General features: G+C 27.7%; 21 protein-coding genes. 18 read left to right on the top strand and 3 right to left on the bottom strand.

Features of this window, described 5'->3' with window-relative positions:
• Positions 1-134: 134 nt before the first annotated feature.
• Positions 135-1,103, bottom strand: a complete 969-nt coding sequence (locus tag K0040_RS12580; protein WP_228109133.1) for an ornithine cyclodeaminase family protein — start codon at positions 1,101-1,103, stop codon at positions 135-137.
• A gap of 257 nt (positions 1,104-1,360) precedes the next feature.
• On the opposite strand from K0040_RS12580, the gene K0040_RS12585 reads away from it, so the two are divergent.
• The 3 genes from K0040_RS12585 to K0040_RS12595 all read left to right on the top strand — a co-directional run bounded on the left by K0040_RS12585 (position 1,361) and on the right by K0040_RS12595 (position 5,140).
• The gene (locus K0040_RS12585) at positions 1,361-1,555 is read left to right on the top strand and encodes a double zinc ribbon domain-containing protein (RefSeq protein ID WP_228109134.1); all 195 of its coding nucleotides are present in this window, start codon (positions 1,361-1,363) and stop codon (positions 1,553-1,555) included.
• Between the two features lie 215 nt (positions 1,556-1,770).
• A complete protein-coding gene (locus K0040_RS12590) occupies positions 1,771-4,305 on the top strand; it encodes an FAD-dependent oxidoreductase (RefSeq protein ID WP_228109135.1) in 2,535 nt (844 codons plus the stop codon).
• A gap of 193 nt (positions 4,306-4,498) precedes the next feature.
• Positions 4,499-5,140 carry an HAD family hydrolase gene (locus K0040_RS12595; protein WP_228109136.1) on the top strand — a complete coding sequence of 214 codons (642 nt, stop codon included), beginning with the start codon at positions 4,499-4,501 and terminating at the stop codon, positions 5,138-5,140.
• Positions 5,141-5,199: 59 nt separating this feature from the next.
• On the opposite strand, the gene K0040_RS12600 is transcribed toward K0040_RS12595, so the two are convergent.
• A complete protein-coding gene (locus tag K0040_RS12600; protein WP_228109137.1) occupies positions 5,200-5,979 on the bottom strand; it encodes a methyltransferase domain-containing protein in 780 nt (259 codons plus the stop codon).
• Positions 5,980-6,225: 246 nt separating this feature from the next.
• Between K0040_RS12600 and K0040_RS12605 the strand changes: the two genes are divergently transcribed.
• From K0040_RS12605 to K0040_RS12640, 8 genes are all read left to right on the top strand, one after another.
• A complete protein-coding gene (locus K0040_RS12605) occupies positions 6,226-7,281 on the top strand; it encodes a lysylphosphatidylglycerol synthase transmembrane domain-containing protein (RefSeq protein ID WP_228109138.1) in 1,056 nt (351 codons plus the stop codon).
• Positions 7,282-7,294: 13 nt separating this feature from the next.
• Positions 7,295-7,714, top strand: a complete 420-nt coding sequence (locus K0040_RS12610; RefSeq protein WP_228109139.1) for a DUF3783 domain-containing protein — start codon at positions 7,295-7,297, stop codon at positions 7,712-7,714.
• A gap of 214 nt (positions 7,715-7,928) precedes the next feature.
• Positions 7,929-8,879 carry a phosphoglycerate dehydrogenase gene (locus K0040_RS12615; RefSeq protein ID WP_228109178.1) on the top strand — a complete coding sequence of 317 codons (951 nt, stop codon included), beginning with the start codon at positions 7,929-7,931 and terminating at the stop codon, positions 8,877-8,879.
• Between the two features lie 148 nt (positions 8,880-9,027).
• Positions 9,028-10,131 carry an RICIN domain-containing protein gene (locus tag K0040_RS12620; RefSeq protein WP_228109140.1) on the top strand — a complete coding sequence of 368 codons (1,104 nt, stop codon included), beginning with the start codon at positions 9,028-9,030 and terminating at the stop codon, positions 10,129-10,131.
• Positions 10,132-10,275: 144 nt separating this feature from the next.
• On the top strand, positions 10,276-10,683 hold the full coding sequence (locus K0040_RS12625; RefSeq protein ID WP_074919615.1) for a hypothetical protein: 408 nt from the start codon (positions 10,276-10,278) through the stop codon (positions 10,681-10,683).
• A gap of 126 nt (positions 10,684-10,809) precedes the next feature.
• Positions 10,810-12,450 carry a hydroxylamine reductase gene (hcp, locus tag K0040_RS12630; RefSeq protein WP_228109141.1) on the top strand — a complete coding sequence of 547 codons (1,641 nt, stop codon included), beginning with the start codon at positions 10,810-10,812 and terminating at the stop codon, positions 12,448-12,450.
• A gap of 123 nt (positions 12,451-12,573) precedes the next feature.
• On the top strand, positions 12,574-13,173 hold the full coding sequence (locus K0040_RS12635) for a PIN domain-containing protein (RefSeq protein ID WP_228109142.1): 600 nt from the start codon (positions 12,574-12,576) through the stop codon (positions 13,171-13,173).
• Positions 13,174-13,201: 28 nt separating this feature from the next.
• A complete protein-coding gene (locus tag K0040_RS12640; protein WP_228109143.1) occupies positions 13,202-13,411 on the top strand; it encodes a hypothetical protein in 210 nt (69 codons plus the stop codon).
• Positions 13,412-13,480: 69 nt separating this feature from the next.
• Here the strand turns inward: K0040_RS12640 and K0040_RS12645 are convergent, their stop codons facing one another.
• Positions 13,481-14,122 (bottom strand): Crp/Fnr family transcriptional regulator, encoded by a 642-nt coding sequence (locus K0040_RS12645; RefSeq protein ID WP_228109144.1) that lies wholly within the window; start codon positions 14,120-14,122, stop codon positions 13,481-13,483.
• Positions 14,123-14,285: 163 nt separating this feature from the next.
• Here K0040_RS12645 and K0040_RS12650 point away from each other — a divergent pair, with 163 nt between their 5' ends.
• The 7 genes from K0040_RS12650 (at position 14,286) to tig (ending at position 21,663) form a co-directional block, all read left to right on the top strand.
• Complete coding sequence (locus tag K0040_RS12650) at positions 14,286-14,924, top strand: hypothetical protein (protein ID WP_228109145.1); 639 nt, start codon at positions 14,286-14,288, stop codon at positions 14,922-14,924.
• A gap of 4 nt (positions 14,925-14,928) precedes the next feature.
• The gene (locus K0040_RS12655; protein ID WP_228109146.1) at positions 14,929-15,480 is read left to right on the top strand and encodes a hemerythrin domain-containing protein; all 552 of its coding nucleotides are present in this window, start codon (positions 14,929-14,931) and stop codon (positions 15,478-15,480) included.
• Positions 15,481-15,510: 30 nt separating this feature from the next.
• Positions 15,511-15,693, top strand: coding sequence for a DUF1858 domain-containing protein (locus K0040_RS12660; protein ID WP_074919608.1), 183 nt, complete (start codon positions 15,511-15,513; stop codon positions 15,691-15,693).
• Between the two features lie 428 nt (positions 15,694-16,121).
• A complete protein-coding gene (gene ligA / locus K0040_RS12665; protein WP_228109147.1) occupies positions 16,122-18,143 on the top strand; it encodes an NAD-dependent DNA ligase LigA in 2,022 nt (673 codons plus the stop codon).
• A 253-nt stretch (positions 18,144-18,396) separates the two neighbouring features.
• Positions 18,397-19,746, top strand: coding sequence for a ribonuclease PH (gene rph / locus K0040_RS12670; RefSeq protein WP_228109148.1), 1,350 nt, complete (start codon positions 18,397-18,399; stop codon positions 19,744-19,746).
• A gap of 16 nt (positions 19,747-19,762) precedes the next feature.
• Entirely contained in the window at positions 19,763-20,236 is a 474-nt protein-coding gene (locus K0040_RS12675) for a metallophosphoesterase (protein WP_228109149.1), read from the top strand.
• A 131-nt stretch (positions 20,237-20,367) separates the two neighbouring features.
• Complete coding sequence (gene tig / locus K0040_RS12680; protein WP_228109150.1) at positions 20,368-21,663, top strand: trigger factor; 1,296 nt, start codon at positions 20,368-20,370, stop codon at positions 21,661-21,663.
• Positions 21,664-21,696 lie beyond the last annotated feature (33 nt).

Here is a 21,696-nt window from a genome sequence, read left to right on the forward strand (position 1 = left end):
ATTAGATATGGATGAGAATTTAAAAGAAAGAGTTAAAAAATATCAGTATTAAAAAATCAGGTAGATTAATTTTATCTACCTGACTTATAAAATAAAAACTACTTACACACTTTTATTGACAAACCCGTAATGTATTATAAATCTATATCTATAGAACCTTCATTTTCAAGAGCGTGTTTATATATGGCTTCAGCAGCACATAAATCAAATAAACCAATTCCAACAGATTTGAAAATAGTAGTAGAATTTAATAAATCATCATTTAATTCATTAAGTTGAAGAACTTTACCTAAAGTTTGAATATCTTCTTTTTTTATTAAGTTTTCTTTAACAGGAATTCCTAGGTCGCCACTTTCTTCTATGGCGAATAAAGTATCTGTAAAAATATGATCAGCTGCTTTAATTGCAGCGTTAGAAAATTCTCTAGTATGCGGTTGATAAGAACCTATTCCAATTATATGTTTTCCTTTATATAAATCAACTTCATCAGGAATAACAGGATTTGCTGATGTAGTAGCACATATTATTATGTCGCTTTTCTCTACAGCATCTTTACTAGAATTACTTCTATGGAAGCTCACATTAGGAAGTAATAACTGTAATTTTTCTATGAAAGAGTTTACTTTTGACTCTGTTCTACTATATACATACACGTCTTTTATTGGTCTAACAGCGCATGTAGCTAACACTTGGAATATTGACTGAACTCCAGATCCGATTATGGCTATAGATGAAGCATCTCTTTTTGCTAAATATTTTGCAGATACACCACCAACACACCCTGTTCTTAATGCAGTTAGGTATGTACCATTTAATAAAGCTAAAGATTTACCAGTATTAATGTCATTTAATAAAGTAACACCTTGTGTTACAGCTTCGCCTATTTCACTGTTTTTAGGATAAACAGTTATTAACTTTGTAGAAAAATAGTCTTCTTTAAAACAAGGCATTAATAAAAAAGGATTTTCGTCTTCACCCAAGTGGATACGATCTGGTTGGCTAAAGTTGCCAGACTCTTGTATTAATAATGCTTTTTCTATAGAACCTAATACATCTTCAATTGTTATATTTTGCTCCATGTATTTTTCATTGATGATTAACATATGTTTTTTACTCCCCCTTAATTTGTATTCTTATTTTATTATAAATGTAAAAAAATCTAAAGTAAATTGATATTTATATTAAAAAGAACATAAAAATATATTAGATAAGAACTATACGATTGATATATTATACACTAATGATAATATTTTTGATAAATATGATACACAATATTGTTAAATAAATAAAAATATACTACAATATATAGTGAATAGTACGCATTATAGTTAGAGGATTAAAAAATGGGAGGCTAATAAGCATGGTGGAGATAAGAAAAGATAGTAGTGAAATTCAAGTTTGTAACAAGTGTGGAGAAATTAACTATGACAGTGTTAATTTTTGCCAAGATTGTGGCGGTATGTTAAATGATTTTACTCATGTATTTTGTGAAGTTTGTGGGGAAAAAAATTCAATAGAAAACAAAACTTGTACAGAATGTAAAAACATACTTTAAATTATAACGATATATATTAATCATAGATAAATTAAAAATAAACTCCTTTTTTGAAAGGAGTTTATTTTTTACCTTGAATTTAGTATATAATATTATTAATAAGTTTACGAACTTCAATAGGGGGTAAACATATAGAAATACATATGATAAAAAAATAACAATGATGAAATGTAGACTAAAATTTAAAACGTTATATATAAAAAGGGAGGCCGATTATGAATTTTAAAGAATTGAAAAAAGATTTTTATTGGGCAGGGGTATTAGATAAGGATTTAAGAGTTTTTGACATTATTATGGAAACAGAGTTCGGTACTACTTACAACTCTTATGTGTTAAAAACAAATGATAAAGTTGTATTATTTGAGACAGCTAAAGCTAAATTTTTTGACTCGTACTTAGAAAGTTTGAAGGAAATAGTAGACATAAGTAAGATTGATTATATTGTGGTTAATCATACTGAACCAGATCATGCAGGTAGTGTAGAAAAATTAATAGACTTAAATCCTAATATAAAAGTAGTAGGAAGCACAGTAGCAATAAATTTCTTAAAAAATATAGTTAATCATGACTTCTATAGTTTGACTGTTAAGGATAAGGATACCTTAAAAATTGGAGACAAAACCCTAAGATTTATTTCTGTACCACACTTACATTGGCCAGATACTATGTATACTTATATAGAGGAAGACGAAACTTTAATTACATGTGATTCATTTGGTGCTCACTATTGTTTAGATGATGTAGTATTAAGTAAAGTAACTGATAATGAAGGATATATGAGAGCTACAAAATATTACTTTGATAATATAATAGGTCCATTTAAATCACATATGTTAAAAGCTTTAGACAAAATAAAAGACTTAAAAGTAAATATGATTTGTACAGGGCATGGACCTGTAATAGATTGTAGAATTGATGAAATAAAAGAAACTTACAAAAAATGGTGTACAGTTATAAATCCCAACCCAAGAAAAACAGTAATAATACCTTATGTTAGTGCATATGGATATACAAAAGAATTAGCACATGAAATAGAAAAAGGTATAAAAGATAGTGGAGATATAGATGTTAGAATTTATGACTTAGTTGAAAGTGATATAGACAAGGTGCTAGAAGAGATAGGTTTTGCAGATGGACTATTATTTGGAACACCAACAATTGTTGGTGAAGCATTAAAACCTATTTGGGATTTAACAACTTCAATATTCGCAGGAACTCATGGAGGAAAACTTGCCAGTGCTTTTGGTAGCTATGGCTGGAGTGGAGAAGGAGTCCCTCATATTTTAGAAAGATTAAAACAACTTAAAATGAAAGTTGTAGATGGATTTAGAGTTAAGTTTAAACCAGGGAAAAAAGATTTGAAAGATGCTTATGAATATGGATTCAATTTTGGATGTATATTATTAAATAAAGAAAATAAAAGAGTTAAAAATAAAGTGACAGAAACACCATTGGTAAAATGTGTAGTTTGTGGAGAAATATTTGATGCTAGCTTAGATATATGCCCAGTATGCGGTGTGGGAAGGGAAAACTTTGTACCAGTTAATGTAGAAGATAACAATTTTAATAAAAATACAAATGAAATATTCTTAATTCTTGGTAATGGTGCTGCTGGTATAAACGCTGCCAAAGCTATAAGAGAAAGAAACAATTCTTGTAATATAGTTATGATATCGAATGAAAATGTATTAAGCTATAATAGACCAATGCTTACTAAGAGTATGATTGCTAAGTTTGATGCTAATCAGTTGGCTATTTATAATGAAGAATGGTACAAAGAACATAATATAACTAACATATTAGATAAAAATGTGATAGATATAAATACGGAAGAGAAAATAGTAACTTTAGATGGTGATATGAAACTTAAATATGATAAATGTATTTATGCACTAGGTTCAGAATCATTTATACCACCAATTGCTGGCCACGATAAAGAAGGAGTAATTGCAATTAGAAGAATATCTGATACTGATAAAATAAATGAAGTACTTCCAAATGTTAAAAATGTAGTGGTTATAGGTGGAGGAGTGCTAGGATTAGAAGCAGCTTGGGAACTTTGTAAAGCTAAATGTAATGTAACTGTATTAGAACTTGCACCTGGTTTAATGTCACGTCAATTAGATGAAAAATCTGGAGACTTTTTAGCTAATATAATTAAAGAAACAGGAATAGACTTAAAATTAAATGTTAAAATTAATAGTATTGAAGGAGAAGATAGCGTTACAGGAGTAAAACTTGGTGATGGAGAAATAATACCAGCAGATTTAGTAGTAATGTCTTGTGGTGTTAGAGCTAATACATCATTGGCATCAACTTGTGGAATAAATGTAAATAAGGCAGTAATAGTAAATGAAAAAATGGAAACTAATATATCAGGTATATATGCATGTGGAGATTGTGCAGAATTTGAAGGTATAAATTATGCTATATGGCCACAAGCTGTAGAAATGGGTAAAGTTGCAGGTTCAAATGCAGCTGGAGATTCATTAAAATATGAAACAGTTAGTGCGGGACTTACTTTTAATGGAATGGATACTTCTTTATTTGCCATAGGTGACAATGGAAAAGATCCAAATAAGAAATACAAAACAGTAGAATTTGCAGATGAACAAAAACAAACTTATGAAAAATACTATTTTGTAAATAACCGTTTAAGTGGAGTTATACTAATAGGTGATACTAGTAAATTAGTAGATTTAACTAGCGCGGTAGAAGAAAATAGATTATTCAATAAAATATTTAAATAAAAAGTATATGTAAAAAAACCTCTAAGTTCTAATGATTTAGAGGTTTTTTATAATAAAACTCTAAATAAAGTATAAAAGAAGATTAGATAATAATTATAATATGTATATAATATAATTATGTTCTGTTTGATTTAAAAAATTAAAATAATTTATAGAATAAAATAAATAGTATTTAATGAATAAGAGGATAAGTATGTTTGATTTTAAGGGAGCCATATTTGATTTAGATGGAACTTTGATTGATTCTATGGGAGTGTGGGAGAAAATAGATAAAGAGTTTTTAGAAAAGCGAAATATAGATATTCCATCTGATTACATAGAAAAAATAAATTCCATGAGTTTTGACAAAGTGGCACAGTATACTATAGAAAGATTTAATTTAAAAGAAAGTGAAGAGGAGCTTATAAAAGAGTGGGATGAAATGGCCATATATGAGTATTCAAATAATATTAAGCTAAAGCCCAATGTAGAAGAATATTTAAAGAAACTAAAGCAGAATAATATTAAAATAGCATTATCAACATCATCTCCAAGAATACTTTATGAACCTGTATTAAAGAATAATCATATATATGAGTACTTTGACGTATTGACCTCTTTAGAAGATGTAAAACGTGATAAAAATTATCCAGATATATATTTATTAGCTACAGAAAAATTAAATCTGAATCCACAAGACTGTGTTGGTTTTGAGGATATTTTAGTAGCAATAAATACTCTGAAAAAAGCTGATTTTAAAGCTATAGGTGTATATGATAAATATTCAGATTGTGACATTGAAAAGATAAAAAAAATAAGTGATAGATTTATATGGGATTTTAAGGAAATAATATAATCAAATTTGTTTTAAGTATAAAAAATAAGGTATATGTCAATATATACCTTATTTTTTGTCTATTTTGCAGCAACTAAAAATAATCTTTCATAATTAAATAAAACAGAACCGTTAGGTCTTGGGAAATATACATTTTTAAGTTTAATATAGAAGTTATTTTTAAAGTTTGAAATTATTTCTTCATTTGGAAATGAATCCAAATAAGGGACTAAAGTTGTACTTTCATACCATTTTAATATATCATCTAAGCTATCCATGGCATGAGTATATGTAGTAGACCAAATATAGATGCTCTCTGGATTAAATAATGAAGATAAAATATCATAGTAATACTCTTTAGATTTAGTGTTAAATCTTAAACTTCTATTATCTAGATATTGCTTGTATTTTTTCACGTGTTCTAATTCATATAATGCTTGTTGAGCCTTGACTTCATCAACTAAAGGTAACTGTATGGCAAGTATACCTTCATCTTCAAGTGAATTATATAAAGATTTTATTAAATTTTCATGATCAGGAATACGTTGAATAGCAGCATTAGAAAATATGATGTCAAATTTACCTAACGCGGACAAATCATCCGTTGCATCTTGTAAAATAAATTTAGTATCATCATATAAACTTCTAGCTTTTTCAATCATAGCTTTTGAATTATCAATTCCTATTATTTCTGAATTAGGCCATCTTTTCTTTAGCTCGTGAGTACTATTTCCTGATCCGCATCCAACATCTAGTATTTTTTTGGGATTTATTGCCTCTATTCTTGATATTAAATCTTTAGCAGGTAGTGTTCTTTCTTTTTCAAATTTTAAATAAAGATCTGGATTCCAATCTAACATTTAAAGTCCCCCTTTTTTAATGGAATTACTGTAATAATTCTTATAATTAGAAAATAGCATGTTATTAATAAAAATGCAAGAAAAAAATGGATGAATTCAATTTTCATAAAAAGAAAAAAATAATATAGATATATGCAGAATAAAACGGTATCCTACATGACAATAATGTAATAAAATCTTAATATTATTAATTTATAATTATGTTGTATACTTATATAATAAGAAAATAAAAACTAGGAGATAACTATGGATAATAAAAGAAAGAAAACTTTCCTAAGATATGTATTTTTACTATGTTTAATGGTTGGAACTATATATCTAGTTTTAAAAAGTTTAGACATAAGTATGTTGTCTAGCGTTATTACTATGGTAAATAAGGAGTATTTATTAATAGGGGGAATAGCAATTTTATTTTATATTATTCTTGAAGGAATAATATTGCAAATGATAATTAATGAACAACATAAATTGAAGAGTTCCTTTGTAGGTTTTAAGCTAGCCATAATGGGGTTTTATTATAATTTAGTAACACCTTTTGCATCTGGTAGTCAACCTGTTCAAATATATGTATTAAATAAATATAAAGTTCCACTAAGTAAAGCAACAGGAATAATAACTAATAAAACTATACTTTATCAAGTAGTAATTACAATTTACTGTACTATATTTATTTTTATGAATGCTGGTGAATTAAAGTATGATTTGAAAACAGTGATGCCTTTTGTTATGTTTGGATTAGCAGCAAATTTATTTACATTTATAATTGGATTTTTAGCAATTATAAATACACCAAAGATAAAAGAAATATGTCATAAAGTAGTAAGATATTTATTAAAATTTAAATTTTTTAAATTTTTACAATCTAAAGAAGATAATATAGATTCATTTATAGAGGAATACACAGAGTCAATTAAGTTTTTTATGAAAAATAAGAAATTACTTATTACTACTGTAACTTTAACAATAATTCAAATATCATTCTACTTTAGTGTTGCCTATTGGATATATAGAGCATTCAATCTAAGTGGTCATAGTTTTATTTATCTAATGACTCTTCAAGTATATTTGTATATGGCTATATCACCAATACCAACTCCAGGAAATATTGGGGCCAATGAATTAGCATTCTTTACTATTTTTAAGAGAGTATTCCCTCAAACATTGTTAGGATATGCTGTATTTGTATATGGTGGGTTTATGTATTATTTAATACTAATACTATGTGGAATTTTCACCATATATTCACATTATAAAATGGATAAAAAAATAGAATCTGGTAAAATTAGTTTAAAAACTACGTAAAATAGGAGGCAAAATGTCGTTTGAAAAATTAAACCAAAGTTCAATAAGCAATATTCATGATAGAAGTTGCATAATTGTAGTTAATTTTAATAAAAAAGAATGTAGTATGATAAAAAACATAGGAAGACTGGTAGGAATCAAAGACTGCATTTTTGTAGATAGTAAAAATGGAAAAACTATTATAAAAGATATATTAAAAGATACTGTATCTGATGATAACGAAGAAGTCTGGACAAATAAAGCTGTAATTTTTAATAATATTACTCAATTAAAAATTAATGGGTTTTTAGACAGTTTAAAGAAAATGAAAATAGCAAGACCTTTAAGTGCCGTAGTAACAAATACAACTATAGACTGGACTTTGAATAAATTAGTTTACAATTTAATCCAAGAGAGACAGGCATTAAAGTCAGGTCAAACTTTAAATCACTAAAATAGAAATGACATAATCATTGTAAAAATGGACAAAATAATAGTAACAAATAAATATAAATTACGATTTGTATTTATTTGTTCATATAGATTAATCCTTCAAAATACTTTTGAAGGATTTTTTATTTTATAACAAAGGTATTTTTTAAAAATATGTAGAATATATAATAAGTATGTAGAAATTTTTTAGTTCAGTTGAAGGGAGATGAGTTGTTATTAAAGCATTATTTACACTCAAATTTAGTGATGATGATTTTAATAGAATTAGGGACTTAGGATATGATGTTGTTTTTAATAGTGAAGGTTCAAAATCTACTTTAGATAAAATTAAAGATGAAGAGTTGGAATCTATAGATGTATTAGTAACTTATAATTCCTTTGAAAAATTAGATGTGTCAAAAATGAAAAATTTAAAGTATATACAGCTAGGTAGTACAGGATTTGATCAAGTACCTATAGATAAAGTCATGAATAGAGATATAATTTTATGTAATAACAAAGGCGGATATAGCATTCCTATTGCAGAATGGATTGTATCAATGATTTTACAAATATATAAAAATACCAAAGGATTTTATAACAAACAGTATAAAAGGCAGTGGATATGCGATTATAGCGTTTCTGAAATTTATGGAAGAAGAATAGGCTTTTTAGGAACAGGGACAATTGCATTGGAAAGTGCTAAACGACTAAAAGCTTTTGGGGTAGAAATATGGGGATGTAATACAGATGGAAGAAGTATAAAGTATTTTGATGAATGTTTTTCAACACAAGAGATGGATGAGGTATTTAAACACTGCGATATAGTAGTAAGTACTATTCCATCTACAAAGCAGACATATAAACTTATTAACAAATCAAAGTTTAATCTTATGAAAGAAGGATCATCATTTATTAATGTAGGAAGAGGAAAAATTGTAGATGAAGATGACCTGATAGAATATGCTAATAAATTCAGAGGAATAGCTCTTGATGTTTTTCGAGAAGAGCCTTTATGTGAGAATAGTAGACTGTGGGATTTAGATAATATAATTATAACTCCTCATAATTCTTGGGTATCACAACAAAATTCATTAAGAAGCTTTAATTTATTTTATAATAATTTGAAAAAGTTTATTTCAAATAAAGAATTAGAGAATAAAGTAGAAATGGAAAAAGGGTATTAAAAGAAAAAAGCATCTATATAGATGCTTTTTTTTAATCATGATTTACGCTGAACAATCACATTATTGACACTATTTGGCAATTATACTACTATTATGATAATAAAATGTTACGGATAATTCGGAAAATATTAAAAAAGTGGGGGAATATATGAAAAGGTATTTTACAAGAATATTATGTAGTTTAATAATGGGATGTATTTTAGTAGGAAATTTGGGAATGACAGCTGTAGCAGATGCAATGGAAAGTATTAATATTAAAGAGGGAAACTATAGTTTAAAAAATGTATATAGTGGAAAATACTTAAATGTATCCGGTGGGAAGACAGCAAATGGTACAAATATTAATACTTATGAAGGTAATGGGAGAAAAAGTCAAGCGTATAAAATATATAAAATTAATTCATCTTATGCTTTAACTCCAAATTGTACCTCTAGCGGGAAATTAGTTAATGTAAAAGGTAATAAAGTGAAAGCAAATGCCAATGTTATGTTATATAAAAAAAGTGGTAAAGGTCACTCTACTCAAAGGTGGATATTTGATAAGGTCTCAGGAGGATATGTACTTAGGTCAGCAAATAATACTAAGTATGCACTAACGTGTATAAATAGTAAAAATGGGTCAAATGTTAATATGCAAGTATATAAAAAAGGTAATAAAAAGCAAATATGGAAGTTGGAATCTAAAAAAACTTCATCTAATACAACAGAAGGTTCAAATAATACGAGGAAAGAAAAAGATGTTTCAGAAATAAAGTCACAAATTACTAAAACATATAAAAAATGCAGAGAAAACACAGGAAGAAGTAACTTTAAAAAGCAATGTTCACTTTATGTATACAGTCAGTTAAAAGTTTTAGGAGTATATCAAACTCCGGACACATATTGGAATGGAAATCGATGGTATTCTAAATTAAAATCAAATGCAGTGACTAAAACAGGATATACACAGAAGAAATACTCAGGAAAGTCTTGTTTAAGCAAAATAGTAGGTGCCAATAATAATGAAAACGTATACGATATAGTTGTATCTTTTCCAAATAGATATGTAGATGGAAAGAATACTGGATTTGGTGGAGCAGGTCATGTTTTATTTATACATGGAATAATAGATGGAAAAGTATATTACTCAGATAACTATAGATATTGTGGTATGTCGGAAGGTAGTGTAATAGTTAAAACTGTTTCTGAATTTACTAATTATTTTTCATATCATTATGGTGGACCAACAGGAGCTATACATTTCGTAAAATAGAATTTAAAAAGCATATATTTAAAATTTCTATCTATGATTATTTATCATCTAAAAGTTCAATAGCAAAGGAAGCTAGCCTTAATAGTATTTGTATTATCAATAGATTATAATTTACTTAATACTAATATTTTTAGGGGTGGGGACATGAATGATGAAATATTAAAGAGACAACTAAGTGTAGATAAAATAAAACTGATAGAAAAATATTCTCTTACTTGTTCTGAAGATATGAGATGGGAATTTAAGCATGATAAATATCATTCTGTTAAGTATTTTTCGCATAAATTTGCCCAAAAGGAATCAGCATTAGCACTATTGTTTTATATTAATAGATTGTGTTATGCGAAGATAAAATACTTTGAGAATAATTTTGATAAATATGAACCATATAAGTATGTGTTTTTAAAAGGTTTTTGTAAATGTGAAATATATGATATGGAGTTTTTAAAACATAAACCCAGTAACAGTATGATTGATATTAGAAATTTAAAAGATATAAAGAATATAGAGGAATTTAGAGAATTTTGTGCTGTCTTAGAGAGTTTAGAATAGTAATTAAAGTTATAAAGAAAATATATTAAAAAAACAAGGAATCTGTAACATATGTTACAGATTCTTTTTATTGTTGTATATATAATGTGTATATAAGATAAACATTAAAAATTTGGAGGTATAACAATGGATAATAAAATGTTTTGTTTTCAATGTCAAGAAACAGCAGGATGTACAGGATGTACTAAGTTTGGAGTGTGTGGTAAATCACCAGATTTAGCGAAAATTCAAGACTTATTAATATATACAACAAAAGGATTATCAGAAGTAACTACTAGATTAAGATCAGAAGGAAAAGAAGTAAATGGACAAGTGAATCACTTAATAACTATAAACTTATTTACTACTATAACTAATGCAAACTTTGATGATGCAATATTCTACGATAGAGTAAAAGCTACTTTAGATACGAAGGAAGAATTATTAGCAAAATTAGATAATAAAGAGAACTTAAGTGAAGCTGCTTTATGGGCTGCTTCTACTAAAGAAGAAATGGATGCAAAAGCTCCAATAGTTGGTGTATTAGCAACAGAAAATGAAGATGTAAGAAGCTTAAGGGAGTTAATAATTTATGGCATAAAAGGTTTATCTGCATATATGAAACATGCAAATGCTTTAGGATATGATGATGAGTCTATAAATGCATTTATGCAAGCGACATTAGCTAAAACTTTAGATAATACTTTGAGTGCTGATGATTTAGTTGCTTTAACTTTAGAAACAGGTAAAGTAGGGGTAGATGGAATGGCTTTACTTGATAGCGCAAACACTGGAACTTATGGACACCCAGAAATAACTAAAGTTAATATAGGTGTAAGAAATAATCCGGGGATCTTAGTATCAGGGCATGACCTAAAAGACTTAGAATTATTATTACAGCAAACAGAGGGTTCTGGTGTAGATGTTTATACTCACTCTGAAATGTTACCAGCTCACTACTATCCAGCATTCAAAAAATATTCTCACTTTGCAGGAAACTACGGAAATGCTTGGTGGAAACAAAAAGAAGAATTTGAATCTTTCAATGGACCAATACTAATGACTACAAACTGTATAGTACCACCAAAGGATAGCTACAAAGATAGAATATTCACTACTGGTGCAGCAGGATTTGTAGGAGTTAAACATATAAAAGGAGAAAGTGAAGACAATAAAGATTTCTCTCAAATAATAGAACTTGCAAAAACTTGTGAACCACCAACTGAAATAGAAACTGGTGAAATAGTAGGAGGATTTGCTCACAATCAAGTATTTGCTTTAGCTGATGCTGTAGTAGATGCAGTTAAATCTGGAGCAATTAAGAAATTCTTCGTAATGGCAGGATGTGACGGAAGAGCTAAATCAAGAAATTACTATACTGATTTCGCAGCAGCTTTACCAAAAGACACAGTAATATTAACAGCTGGTTGTGCAAAATACAAATACAACAAGTTAAATCTTGGAGATATAAACGGAATTCCAAGAGTTTTAGATGCAGGACAATGTAATGACTCTTACTCATTAGCTTTAATAGCGTTAAAATTAAAAGAAGTATTTGAATTACAAGATATAAATGAATTACCAATAGCTTTCAACATAGCTTGGTATGAGCAAAAAGCTGTAATAGTATTATTATCATTACTATACCTAGGAGTAAAAAACATACACTTAGGACCAACACTTCCAGCTTTCTTATCACCAAATGTAGCTAAGGTTCTTGTTGAAAACTTTGGAATAGGTGGAATAACTAACGTTGAAGACGATATAAAAATGTTCATGGAACAATAATAAACTAAAAAATATCCTATAGAATTAATTCTATAGGATATTTTTTAGTTTAAATAATGAGGTTTATATTTTTTTCTTTTGGATACACTCTAAATAAGTAAAAGTTTTTAGGGGGTATTTGTTATGAAAAGAATATTTTTAGTTGATACGGAGAATGTGAATATTACTGCTTTAAGCAGTGCAAATAAATTAAATGAAGAAGATATAATAATACTATTTGTAACAGAAAGAACAAATTTATTTCAGTTTGGAAGAGACAAATTAAAATGCTTAAATACAAAGGCAAATATTTTGAAAATAAATGTTGCAACAGGAGTAAAAAACAGCTTAGATTTTCAATTAGTATCTTATCTAGGATTTATAATAGGACAGCATAGATATGAGGCTAATGATTATTACATAGTAAGCAAAGATAGAGGATTTTTAAGTTCTATAAATCTTTTAGAAAATTGTACTGACTACAAAATAGAGCTTATAAATAGCATTTCAGAGCTATTTAAAGAGGATGATGTAGATAATATAATAGATAAGTTTATAGAAAAAGGATTTAGACCAAAAACAGCAATAAAAATGACGCTTATATTAGCTGGAGCAAAGTGTCTATTAGATGCTCAAGATAGATTTCTAATGGAGTTTGGTGGAAATTTTACTGTGCTATATAGATGCATAGATATATTAGAAGGCTACTATAATGAAAAATCTAACGTTAATGAAACTGCATAAACTATTAATAAATTATTAGGAGACAAAAATGAATGCTAAAGAACAATTATTAAAATCACTTTTTCCACAAATTATTAATCATTTTGCAAGTTTGAAAAACATATCATTAGAAGAAAGTACAGATATGTTCTTTAAATCTGTTACTTATGCAAAACTTTGTGGTGACAATGATTTTTACACAAAAGGAATAGATTATATAGTAAATGAATTGGAAAATGAATATTTAACTTTTAGTTAAACAAGAAGAAGCTAGTGTAGATAAAACTGCACTAGCTTTTTACTGTGTAATTAGTAAAGTTAGGTTTATTTATTCGGCTAAAATATTTTCTATTTCTTCTAAATCTAAAATTTTAATATGACTTCGTGAATAATCAATAATACCCATATCTTTCATATTAATCAACTCACGAGACAGAGAAGGTCTAGTTATTCCTAAAGATTCAGCAATTTTTTCTTTAGTCATTTTAAGTTTAATATTTTTGCTATTTTGTAGTTTGTATTCTGTAACTAAGAAGTTACAAATTTTTTGTTTAATGCTATTAAAGGTTAAGCTAGTAATAGAATTATTTAAAACAAAAATCTTATTACTTAAATCATTTAAAAACATTTCTAAAAAATCACTGTGAGAAGTACAGAATTTTATAAAATTATTCTTGCTTATAAACATTATTTTGGAAGAAGTAGAAGACATAACTGTTGCTGGATATAAGTTAATATCAGAAAAAGCGATAACTTCTCCAAAAATATGACCCTTACCAAAGGATGATACGTGTATCACCTTAGTTCCCAATATTCTTTTTATATCAATATTTCCATCTAAAATTAGACCTATGGAAGAGCAAGTATCTCCTTCCATGGCTATGATATGATTTTTTGCATAGTTTTTTATTGTATAGTCTGCATCTTTAAAAAGATCTAAAATATATTCTTCGCTTTTATCTCTAAACATTTTAACTCCTTAAAATAATAAATTTCTTACTATAGATTTTATCATAAAAATGTAAATTTTATGTAGATGTAACATATGTTACAGAATGAAAGTTAATATTAAGGTATTATAAGTACAAATAATACAAAAGATAAGAAATAAAAAAGATAAAGGAGATGTGTTTATGAGTTTATTTTTAGGAAAAATACATTACTGGTTATTCAATAAAATTTTATGGTTTGAGAAACTAGAAGATAAAATAATAAATTTAGCAAAAGAAGAAGGATTTGAGGTTGAAAAATTAAGTACTGAGATTCAAAATAAATATGGAGAAAAACTACCTAATAAACCATTAGAAGAGTTAATAGACACAAGTAACATTCATGGGTGGTTACAAAATCAAATTCACTGCGCTGAAAGAAGAATGGCAGCGTGGACAAAATTATTAGTAGAAGCTGATGAAAAAAATTATTCTAAATTAGAAGAAGTTTATAAATCACAGGGTATAGTAGCAGCTAATGAAATAAAATCAGAAGGAAAGTCGCCATCTACACCAGAAGAATTATTTAACTGCATAAATGACTATATTTTAGATGGAATGCCTTGTGATAGAGTTAATGAAGTTATATGCGAAGATGAAGATAAAATAGAATGGGTACAAAGAATTTGTGTTCATAAAGATATATGGGAAGAGGTAGGATGTAACGTAGGTTATTTTTATGATTTAAGAAATACTTGGATAAAATATTTTGTAAATGAACTAAACAATGCCTATGAATATGACTTACAAGATGGAAATAAAAAAGCAATAAAAAGGAGATAAATCAATGAGTGGGATTGAATTATTAATAGAAGAACACAAATATGTAAAAAGAATGCTTCTAGTAATGAGAAAAGCATGTTTTAAATTAGTAGAAGATGGACAAATTAATTATGATGACTTTAAAAGTATGATAAATTTTGTGAAAAATTTTGCGGATAATCATCATCACAAAAAGGAAGAAATATTTTTGTTTAATAAAATGGTAGAAAATTTAGGAGAAACGGGTAAAAACATAATTACCCACGGTATGCTAGTAGAACATGATTTAGGTAGAAATTATATAAGAAACCTAGAATTAGCCTTAAATCAATTAAAAAATGGAAGTAAAGAAGCAAAATTAGATGTTGTAGCAAATGCTATTTCATACGCAACTTTATTAGAAAATCATATTCATAAAGAAGATAACGTAATATTTACTTATGCAAAGAGAACATTAGATGAAAAATTACTAAAATTAATAGATAAAGAATGTTTTGAATATGAAGAAAAAAATTCTATCACTAGGGAAGAAAATATTGTTATACTTAATAATCTAGAAGAAAAATATATAAAATAAAAAATTTAAAACAATAAGGAGATTAAAACTATGATAACTAAAAATAATACAATTGGTGAAATAATTCAAATGAATCCAGCAGCAGCTGAAATACTAATGAGATTTGGAATGGGATGCATAGGTTGTCCTTCAGCTCAAGTTGAAACTTTAGAACAAGCTTCTGAAGTACATGGAATAAATTTAGAAGAATTATTAGCTGCATTAAATGCATAATAGCAATAAAAAGCTCTTAGGAAGAATCCTAAGAGCTTTTTATATAATATTTTTTAATAATTAATAATTAATGATACTTAATTTCACAGAGCAATTCTAATATTTAAATGAATTTTCCACATCATAATTACAATTTTACAGCCTAAACATTTTCTAAACAGACCTATATTAACTTTAGACAGAAAACATGTGTTTACAAATTATAAATTAACAAAATATACTTAAAATAATAAAAAAGTATTATTAAATATAGAAAATAAATTTTTATTTTAGCCTAAATAAAAGTAGAAATATATAATCATTTTTACAAATTAGCTTTTGTAATATAATAACTATTATATATTTATAAATAAAATTTGAAATGATATACTAAAAAATAGAGGGATAGAAAATACTAAAAAGAGATACTTAAATAAGGAGATTATATTATGGATATAGAAAAAAGAATATCTGAACTTATTGATTTAATAAATTACCACAATGAAAAATATTATAACGAAGATACACCAGAAATAGATGATTTTGAATACGATAATTTAATGAAAGAATTAGTTAAGTTGGAAGAGGAAAATCCAATGCTAAAGAGGGTTGATTCTCCATCAAATAGAGTAGGAGGAAAAGCGCTAGATAAATTTGATCAAATAGTACATAAATATCCTATGTTAAGCTTATCAAATGCATATTCAGCACAAGACTTAAGAGACTTTGACAGAAGAGTTAGAGAAGCTGTGTCGGAAAAAGTAGAATACGTTGTAGAGTTTAAAATAGATGGATTATCAGTAAGTCTTACTTATGAAAATGGAGAGTTTGTAAAAGGTGCTACTAGAGGTGATGGTGTAGTAGGAGAAGATATAACTAAAAATTTAATGACAGTAAAATCTATACCTTTAAAAGTAGATTATAAAGGTGAATTAATAGTAAGAGGAGAGGTTTATATTTCAAAAGATAATTTTGAAAAAATAAATAGACAACAAGAAGAATCTGAACAACCTTTATATGCTAATCCAAGAAATTTAGCTGCTGGTTCTTTAAGACAATTAGATCCTAAATTAACAGCTAAAAGACCTCTTGATATATTTATATTCAATTTAGAACATTTAGCTGCTTATGACTGTAAAACTCATAGTGGCTCTCTTGAATTACTAGACAAATTAAGATTTTCTGTAAGTCCAGATTTTAAAGTGTTTGATAATATTGAAGATATTATCAAATATATAGAATACTGGACAGAGCATAGAGAAGAACTAAAGTATGGAATAGATGGAATGGTTATTAAAGTCAATAACTTTGAACAAAGAGAACAAATGGGGTTCACAGCAAAAAGTCCAAGATGGGCAATTGCTTATAAATTCCCAGCTGAAAGAAAAACAACAAAGTTATTGGATATAATTATAGAAGTTGGAAGAACAGGAAATATAACACCAACAGCTGTTTTAGAACCGGTTAAATTAGCGGGAACAACAGTAAGTAGAGCAACACTACACAACGAAGATAATATAAAAGAAAAAGATATAAGAATTGGTGACATGGTTGTAGTTCAAAAAGCTGGAGATATTATACCTCAAGTTGTGGAAGTTGATAAAGACGCTAGAACAGGTGAAGAAGTAGTTTTTGAAATGCCTCACAAATGTCCTGTTTGCGGGGAGTCGACTGTAAGACTAGACGGAGAAGCAGCAGTGAAATGTATAAATATGTCTTGTCCTGCTCAAATTAGAAGAGGTATTATTCACTTTGTTTCTAGAGATGCCATGAATATAGATGGCCTAGGTGAGTCAATAATAACATTACTACTCGAAAAAAAACTTATAAAAGATGTTTCTGACCTATATTATCTTAAAAAAGAAGATGTAGTAAACTTAGAAAGAATGGGGGAAAAATCGGCAACAAATCTTATAAATGCTCTAGAAAAGTCTAAGACAAATGACTTATATAGATTAATAAATGGACTAGGAATAAAACATATAGGAGTTAAAGGAGCAAAAATCATTGCAAATGAATTTAAGGATTTGGATATAATAATGAATTTAAATGCAAGTCAATTAATCAACCTAGAGGAATTTGGAGAAACTATGGCTGATAGTGTAGTAGAATTTTTCAAAGAAGAAAAAAATATTTCTGTAATAGAAAAATTAAAAGATGCAGGTGTAAATACAAAAAAAATTGATAATGATAATGAAGGTGCTATAAAAGTATTTGATAAAATGAAAATTGTATTAACTGGAACCCTGCCAACGCTTAAGAGAAACGATGCAAAAGATATAATAGAAAAGTTAGGTGGAAAAGCAACTTCAAGTGTTAGTAAGTCAACATCCTTTGTTCTTGCAGGAGAAGAAGCTGGTTCAAAACTTACAAAAGCAAATGAACTAGGAGTGAAGGTAATAGATGAAGAAACTTTCATTAGCTTATCTAAATTATCTTCTAAAGAAGAAGTATTAGAAAGTTTGAAATAATGGAAAAATTATATACATAATATGTTTTAATAAAGGAACCATTATTTTGTAGTAAATTAAATTGAATAGTGCTAAAATTATAACTATGAATAGATTAGAATAAATATTGAAATAGTAGATATTTAAAAAACTAAACTAAAAGATTCTAATATAATAAGCAAAGTAAATTTTAAGCAACGGATTTATCCGAAGCAGTAGCAAGGATATATGTTGACGTTATGAATAAATCGAATTTTGCAAGAAAGGAAAAACAATGATTAGAATTGATGGGAGAAAATTTGATCAAATTAGAGACGTAAAAATCACAAGAAACTTCACAAAGTATGCAGAAGGTTCTGTTTTAATAGAAATGGGAGAAACAAAAGTTGTATGTACAGCTTCAATAGAAGATAAAGTGCCTCCTTTCTTAAGAAATACTGGAACAGGTTGGATAAATGCAGAATATTCAATGTTGCCTAGATCAACTCAACAAAGAAAAATAAGAGACTCCTCAAAGGGAAAAATTGATGGAAGAAGTCAAGAAATACAAAGATTAATAGGTAGAGCAATAAGATCTGTTGTAGATTTAAATAAACTTGGAGAGAGAACTATTTGGGTTGACTGTGATGTTATTCAAGCTGATGGAGGAACTAGAACTGCTTCTATTACAGGAGCATTTGTAGCTGTTGCTGAAGCAATTTATAAATTATATAGTGATGGACTAATAAAAAAAATGCCTATACAAAACTTTGTGTCTGCTATAAGTGTTGGTATAGTTAATGAGGAATGTTTACTTGATATATGCTACGAAGAAGATTCAAATGCACAAGTAGATATGAACATAATAATGACTGACAGATGTGAATTTGTAGAAGTTCAAGGTACAGGAGAAGAAAGACCTTTTTCTAGAAAAGATTTAAATAAGTTGTTAGAGCTGGGGGAAAAAGGGAATAAAGAACTTATAAGGATACAAAGAGCAGCATTAGGAGAGATTGCTGATGAAATATTAGGTATGGATTATGGCAATGATATAGTTATTTCTACAGGAAATGCACATAAATTAGAAGAAATAGGTGCAATACTGAAAGATTTAGATTATAATATATATTCTCTTAAAGATGTTAACTTAGGCAATTTAGATATTGAGGAAAATGGTAAAACATTTGAACATAATGCCTTAATAAAAGCAAGAACTGTTGCTAAACTTACTAATAAGATAACAATAGCTGATGACTCAGGATTAGAAGTAGATGCCATAGGCAAAAAGCCGGGGATTTACTCTGCTAGATATGCTGGAGAGAATGCAACAGATGAAGAAAATAGAGAAAAATTATTAAAGGCTTTAAAAAATACTTCAATAAGTCACAGATCTGGAAGATTTGTTTGTTGTATAGCAGTAGTATTTCCAGATGGTAAGGAATTTGTAGTTAGAGGAACTTGTGAAGGAACTATAGCTTTCGAAGAAAAGGGTAAAAATGGATTTGGATACGATAGTTTATTCCTAGTTAATAATTACAATAAGACTTTTGCAGAATTACCAGCAGCAGTTAAAAATGGTATAAGTCATAGAGCGAAAGCTTTAGAACTTATGAAGGAAGAACTTTCAAGAAGAGTTATAAGATAATAAAGGATAAAAATATATGAAAATAGGAATAATTAGTGATACTCATGGAGATATGAGAACTATAGATAAAGCAATTCCATATTTGAATAAATGCGATTTAATCATACATGCTGGTGATTATATTGAAGATGCAGAATACATATATTATTCAACAGATGTGAAAGTTAAAAGTGTGAAAGGAAATTGTGACTCATATAATATTAATGGACAATATGAATTGAAATTTTCAGTTAAAAATAAAAATTTTTTTGTGTGTCATGGTCATAATCATGATGTTAAAATGGGTATTAGCTCATTATATAAATTTGCAAAAGATAACAAAATTGACTTTATAGTATTTGGACACACTCATATTCCTATATATGAAACAATCGACAATATTACTTTTATAAATCCAGGTAGCCTTACATACCCAAGAGGTGGAAGTGATAGATCTTTTGGAGTATTAACACTGGATGATAATATTTCATATGAAGAAATAAAAATATAAACAAGAAGTGTTGAAATTAAGGGAACACTTGTAAATAAAAAACCTTGTATGATATAATTAAAGAGTTACCTATAAATTAGAATTATAATTTATAAAAATCATTACATAAGATATTTAGGAGGATAAAGTTAATGAAAGTAGAATTAATTAAAACAGAAGGCAATAAAGTAAGTTTTAAATTAACTGTAGATAACGATAAATTTGAATCAGCAATAGTTAAGGCTTACAATAAGAATAAAGGGAAATACAATATACCAGGATTCAGAAAAGGTAAAGCACCTAGAAAAATAATCGAAACTAACTACGGAAAAGGTGTATTCTATTCTGATGCAATAGACATACTATTCCCAGAGGTATATCCATCTGCTATAGATGAATTAAAAATAGATCCAATTGATGCTCCATCAATAGATATAGAAGAAATAAGTAAGGATAATGGATTAGTTATATTAGTTGATGTAGAAGTTAAACCATCTTTTGAATTAGGTGAGTACAAAGGTGTTGAAGTAGAAAAAGTTGAAGAAGCTATAAACGAAGACGCTGTTACTGCTAAATTAGAAGAAATGAGAGAAAAAGGATCTAGATTAGTATCTGTTGAAAGAGAAATAGCTAATGGAGATACTGCTAACATAGATTTCGAAGGATTTGACGGAGAAGTTGCTTTCGAAGGTGGAAAAGGTGAAAACTATGACTTAGTTATAGGTTCAGGATCATTCATACCAGGATTTGAAGAGCAATTAGTTGGTAAAAAAGTTGGAGAGGAATTAGAAGTTAATGTTACTTTCCCAGAAGAATACCATGCTGAAAACTTAGCTGGAAAACCAGTTGTTTTCAAAGTAAAAGTAAATGATGTAAAAGTAAAAGAATTACCAGAGTTAAATGATGAGTTTGCTGCTGATACTACTGAGTTCAATACTTTAGAAGAATTAACAGCTGATGTAAAAGCTAAAGTTGAAGCAGAAGCTGCAGAAGCTGCTAAAAATGAATTAAGAAACAGAGTTATAGAAAAGGTTGTAGCTAATACAGAAGTAGAAGTTCCAGAAGCTATGGTTAAAAATGAAATAGAAAATCAAATGATGGAGCTTAACTATCAATTACAATACCAAGGATTTGGAATGGAGCAATTCTTACAAATGACTGGTAAAACTATGGAAGAATTTAAAGCTGAATTCACTGCTAACAGAAGAGATGAAGCTGTAAAAAATGTTAAAACTTCATTAGTTATAGAAGCAATAGCTAAAGCTGAAGATGTTCAAGTTAGTGAAGAAGAAGTTGATGCAGAAGTGCAAAAAATGGCTGAAGCTTACAACATGACAGTTGAGCAAGTTAAGGAAGCTTTAAGACCAACTGACTTAAAAGACATGGAAGGTCAATTAAAAATAAGAAAAACTATAGATTTATTAGTTGATAGTGCTAAAATAGCTTAATTCTTTACAGTAGTCCCCTCGGACTACTGTAAA

It is taken from the genome of Terrisporobacter petrolearius, assembly GCF_020748185.1.
Lineage (GTDB): Bacteria > Bacillota > Clostridia > Peptostreptococcales > Peptostreptococcaceae > Terrisporobacter > Terrisporobacter petrolearius.

What these genes read in the sequence shown, in the direction of transcription:
- hcp (WP_228109141.1), top strand. Translation starts at nt 10,810, where the DNA reads ATGGATAATAAAATGTTTTGTTTTCAATGTCAAGAAACAGCAGGATGT.
- K0040_RS12605 (WP_228109138.1), top strand. Translation starts at nt 6,226, where the DNA reads ATGGATAATAAAAGAAAGAAAACTTTCCTAAGATATGTATTTTTACTA.
- K0040_RS12625 (WP_074919615.1), top strand. Translation starts at nt 10,276, where the DNA reads ATGAATGATGAAATATTAAAGAGACAACTAAGTGTAGATAAAATAAAA.
- K0040_RS12650 (WP_228109145.1), top strand. Translation starts at nt 14,286, where the DNA reads ATGAGTTTATTTTTAGGAAAAATACATTACTGGTTATTCAATAAAATT.
- K0040_RS12675 (WP_228109149.1), top strand. Translation starts at nt 19,763, where the DNA reads ATGAAAATAGGAATAATTAGTGATACTCATGGAGATATGAGAACTATA.
- K0040_RS12640 (WP_228109143.1), top strand. Translation starts at nt 13,202, where the DNA reads ATGAATGCTAAAGAACAATTATTAAAATCACTTTTTCCACAAATTATT.
- ligA (WP_228109147.1), top strand. Translation starts at nt 16,122, where the DNA reads ATGGATATAGAAAAAAGAATATCTGAACTTATTGATTTAATAAATTAC.
- rph (WP_228109148.1), top strand. Translation starts at nt 18,397, where the DNA reads ATGATTAGAATTGATGGGAGAAAATTTGATCAAATTAGAGACGTAAAA.
- K0040_RS12600 (WP_228109137.1), bottom strand. Translation starts at nt 5,979, where the DNA reads ATGTTAGATTGGAATCCAGATCTTTATTTAAAATTTGAAAAAGAAAGA.
- K0040_RS12645 (WP_228109144.1), bottom strand. Translation starts at nt 14,122, where the DNA reads ATGTTTAGAGATAAAAGCGAAGAATATATTTTAGATCTTTTTAAAGAT.
- K0040_RS12595 (WP_228109136.1), top strand. Translation starts at nt 4,499, where the DNA reads ATGTTTGATTTTAAGGGAGCCATATTTGATTTAGATGGAACTTTGATT.
- K0040_RS12585 (WP_228109134.1), top strand. Translation starts at nt 1,361, where the DNA reads ATGGTGGAGATAAGAAAAGATAGTAGTGAAATTCAAGTTTGTAACAAG.
- K0040_RS12655 (WP_228109146.1), top strand. Translation starts at nt 14,929, where the DNA reads ATGAGTGGGATTGAATTATTAATAGAAGAACACAAATATGTAAAAAGA.
- K0040_RS12635 (WP_228109142.1), top strand. Translation starts at nt 12,574, where the DNA reads ATGAAAAGAATATTTTTAGTTGATACGGAGAATGTGAATATTACTGCT.
- K0040_RS12590 (WP_228109135.1), top strand. Translation starts at nt 1,771, where the DNA reads ATGAATTTTAAAGAATTGAAAAAAGATTTTTATTGGGCAGGGGTATTA.
- K0040_RS12660 (WP_074919608.1), top strand. Translation starts at nt 15,511, where the DNA reads ATGATAACTAAAAATAATACAATTGGTGAAATAATTCAAATGAATCCA.
- K0040_RS12620 (WP_228109140.1), top strand. Translation starts at nt 9,028, where the DNA reads ATGAAAAGGTATTTTACAAGAATATTATGTAGTTTAATAATGGGATGT.
- tig (WP_228109150.1), top strand. Translation starts at nt 20,368, where the DNA reads ATGAAAGTAGAATTAATTAAAACAGAAGGCAATAAAGTAAGTTTTAAA.
- K0040_RS12580 (WP_228109133.1), bottom strand. Translation starts at nt 1,103, where the DNA reads ATGTTAATCATCAATGAAAAATACATGGAGCAAAATATAACAATTGAA.
- K0040_RS12610 (WP_228109139.1), top strand. Translation starts at nt 7,295, where the DNA reads ATGTCGTTTGAAAAATTAAACCAAAGTTCAATAAGCAATATTCATGAT.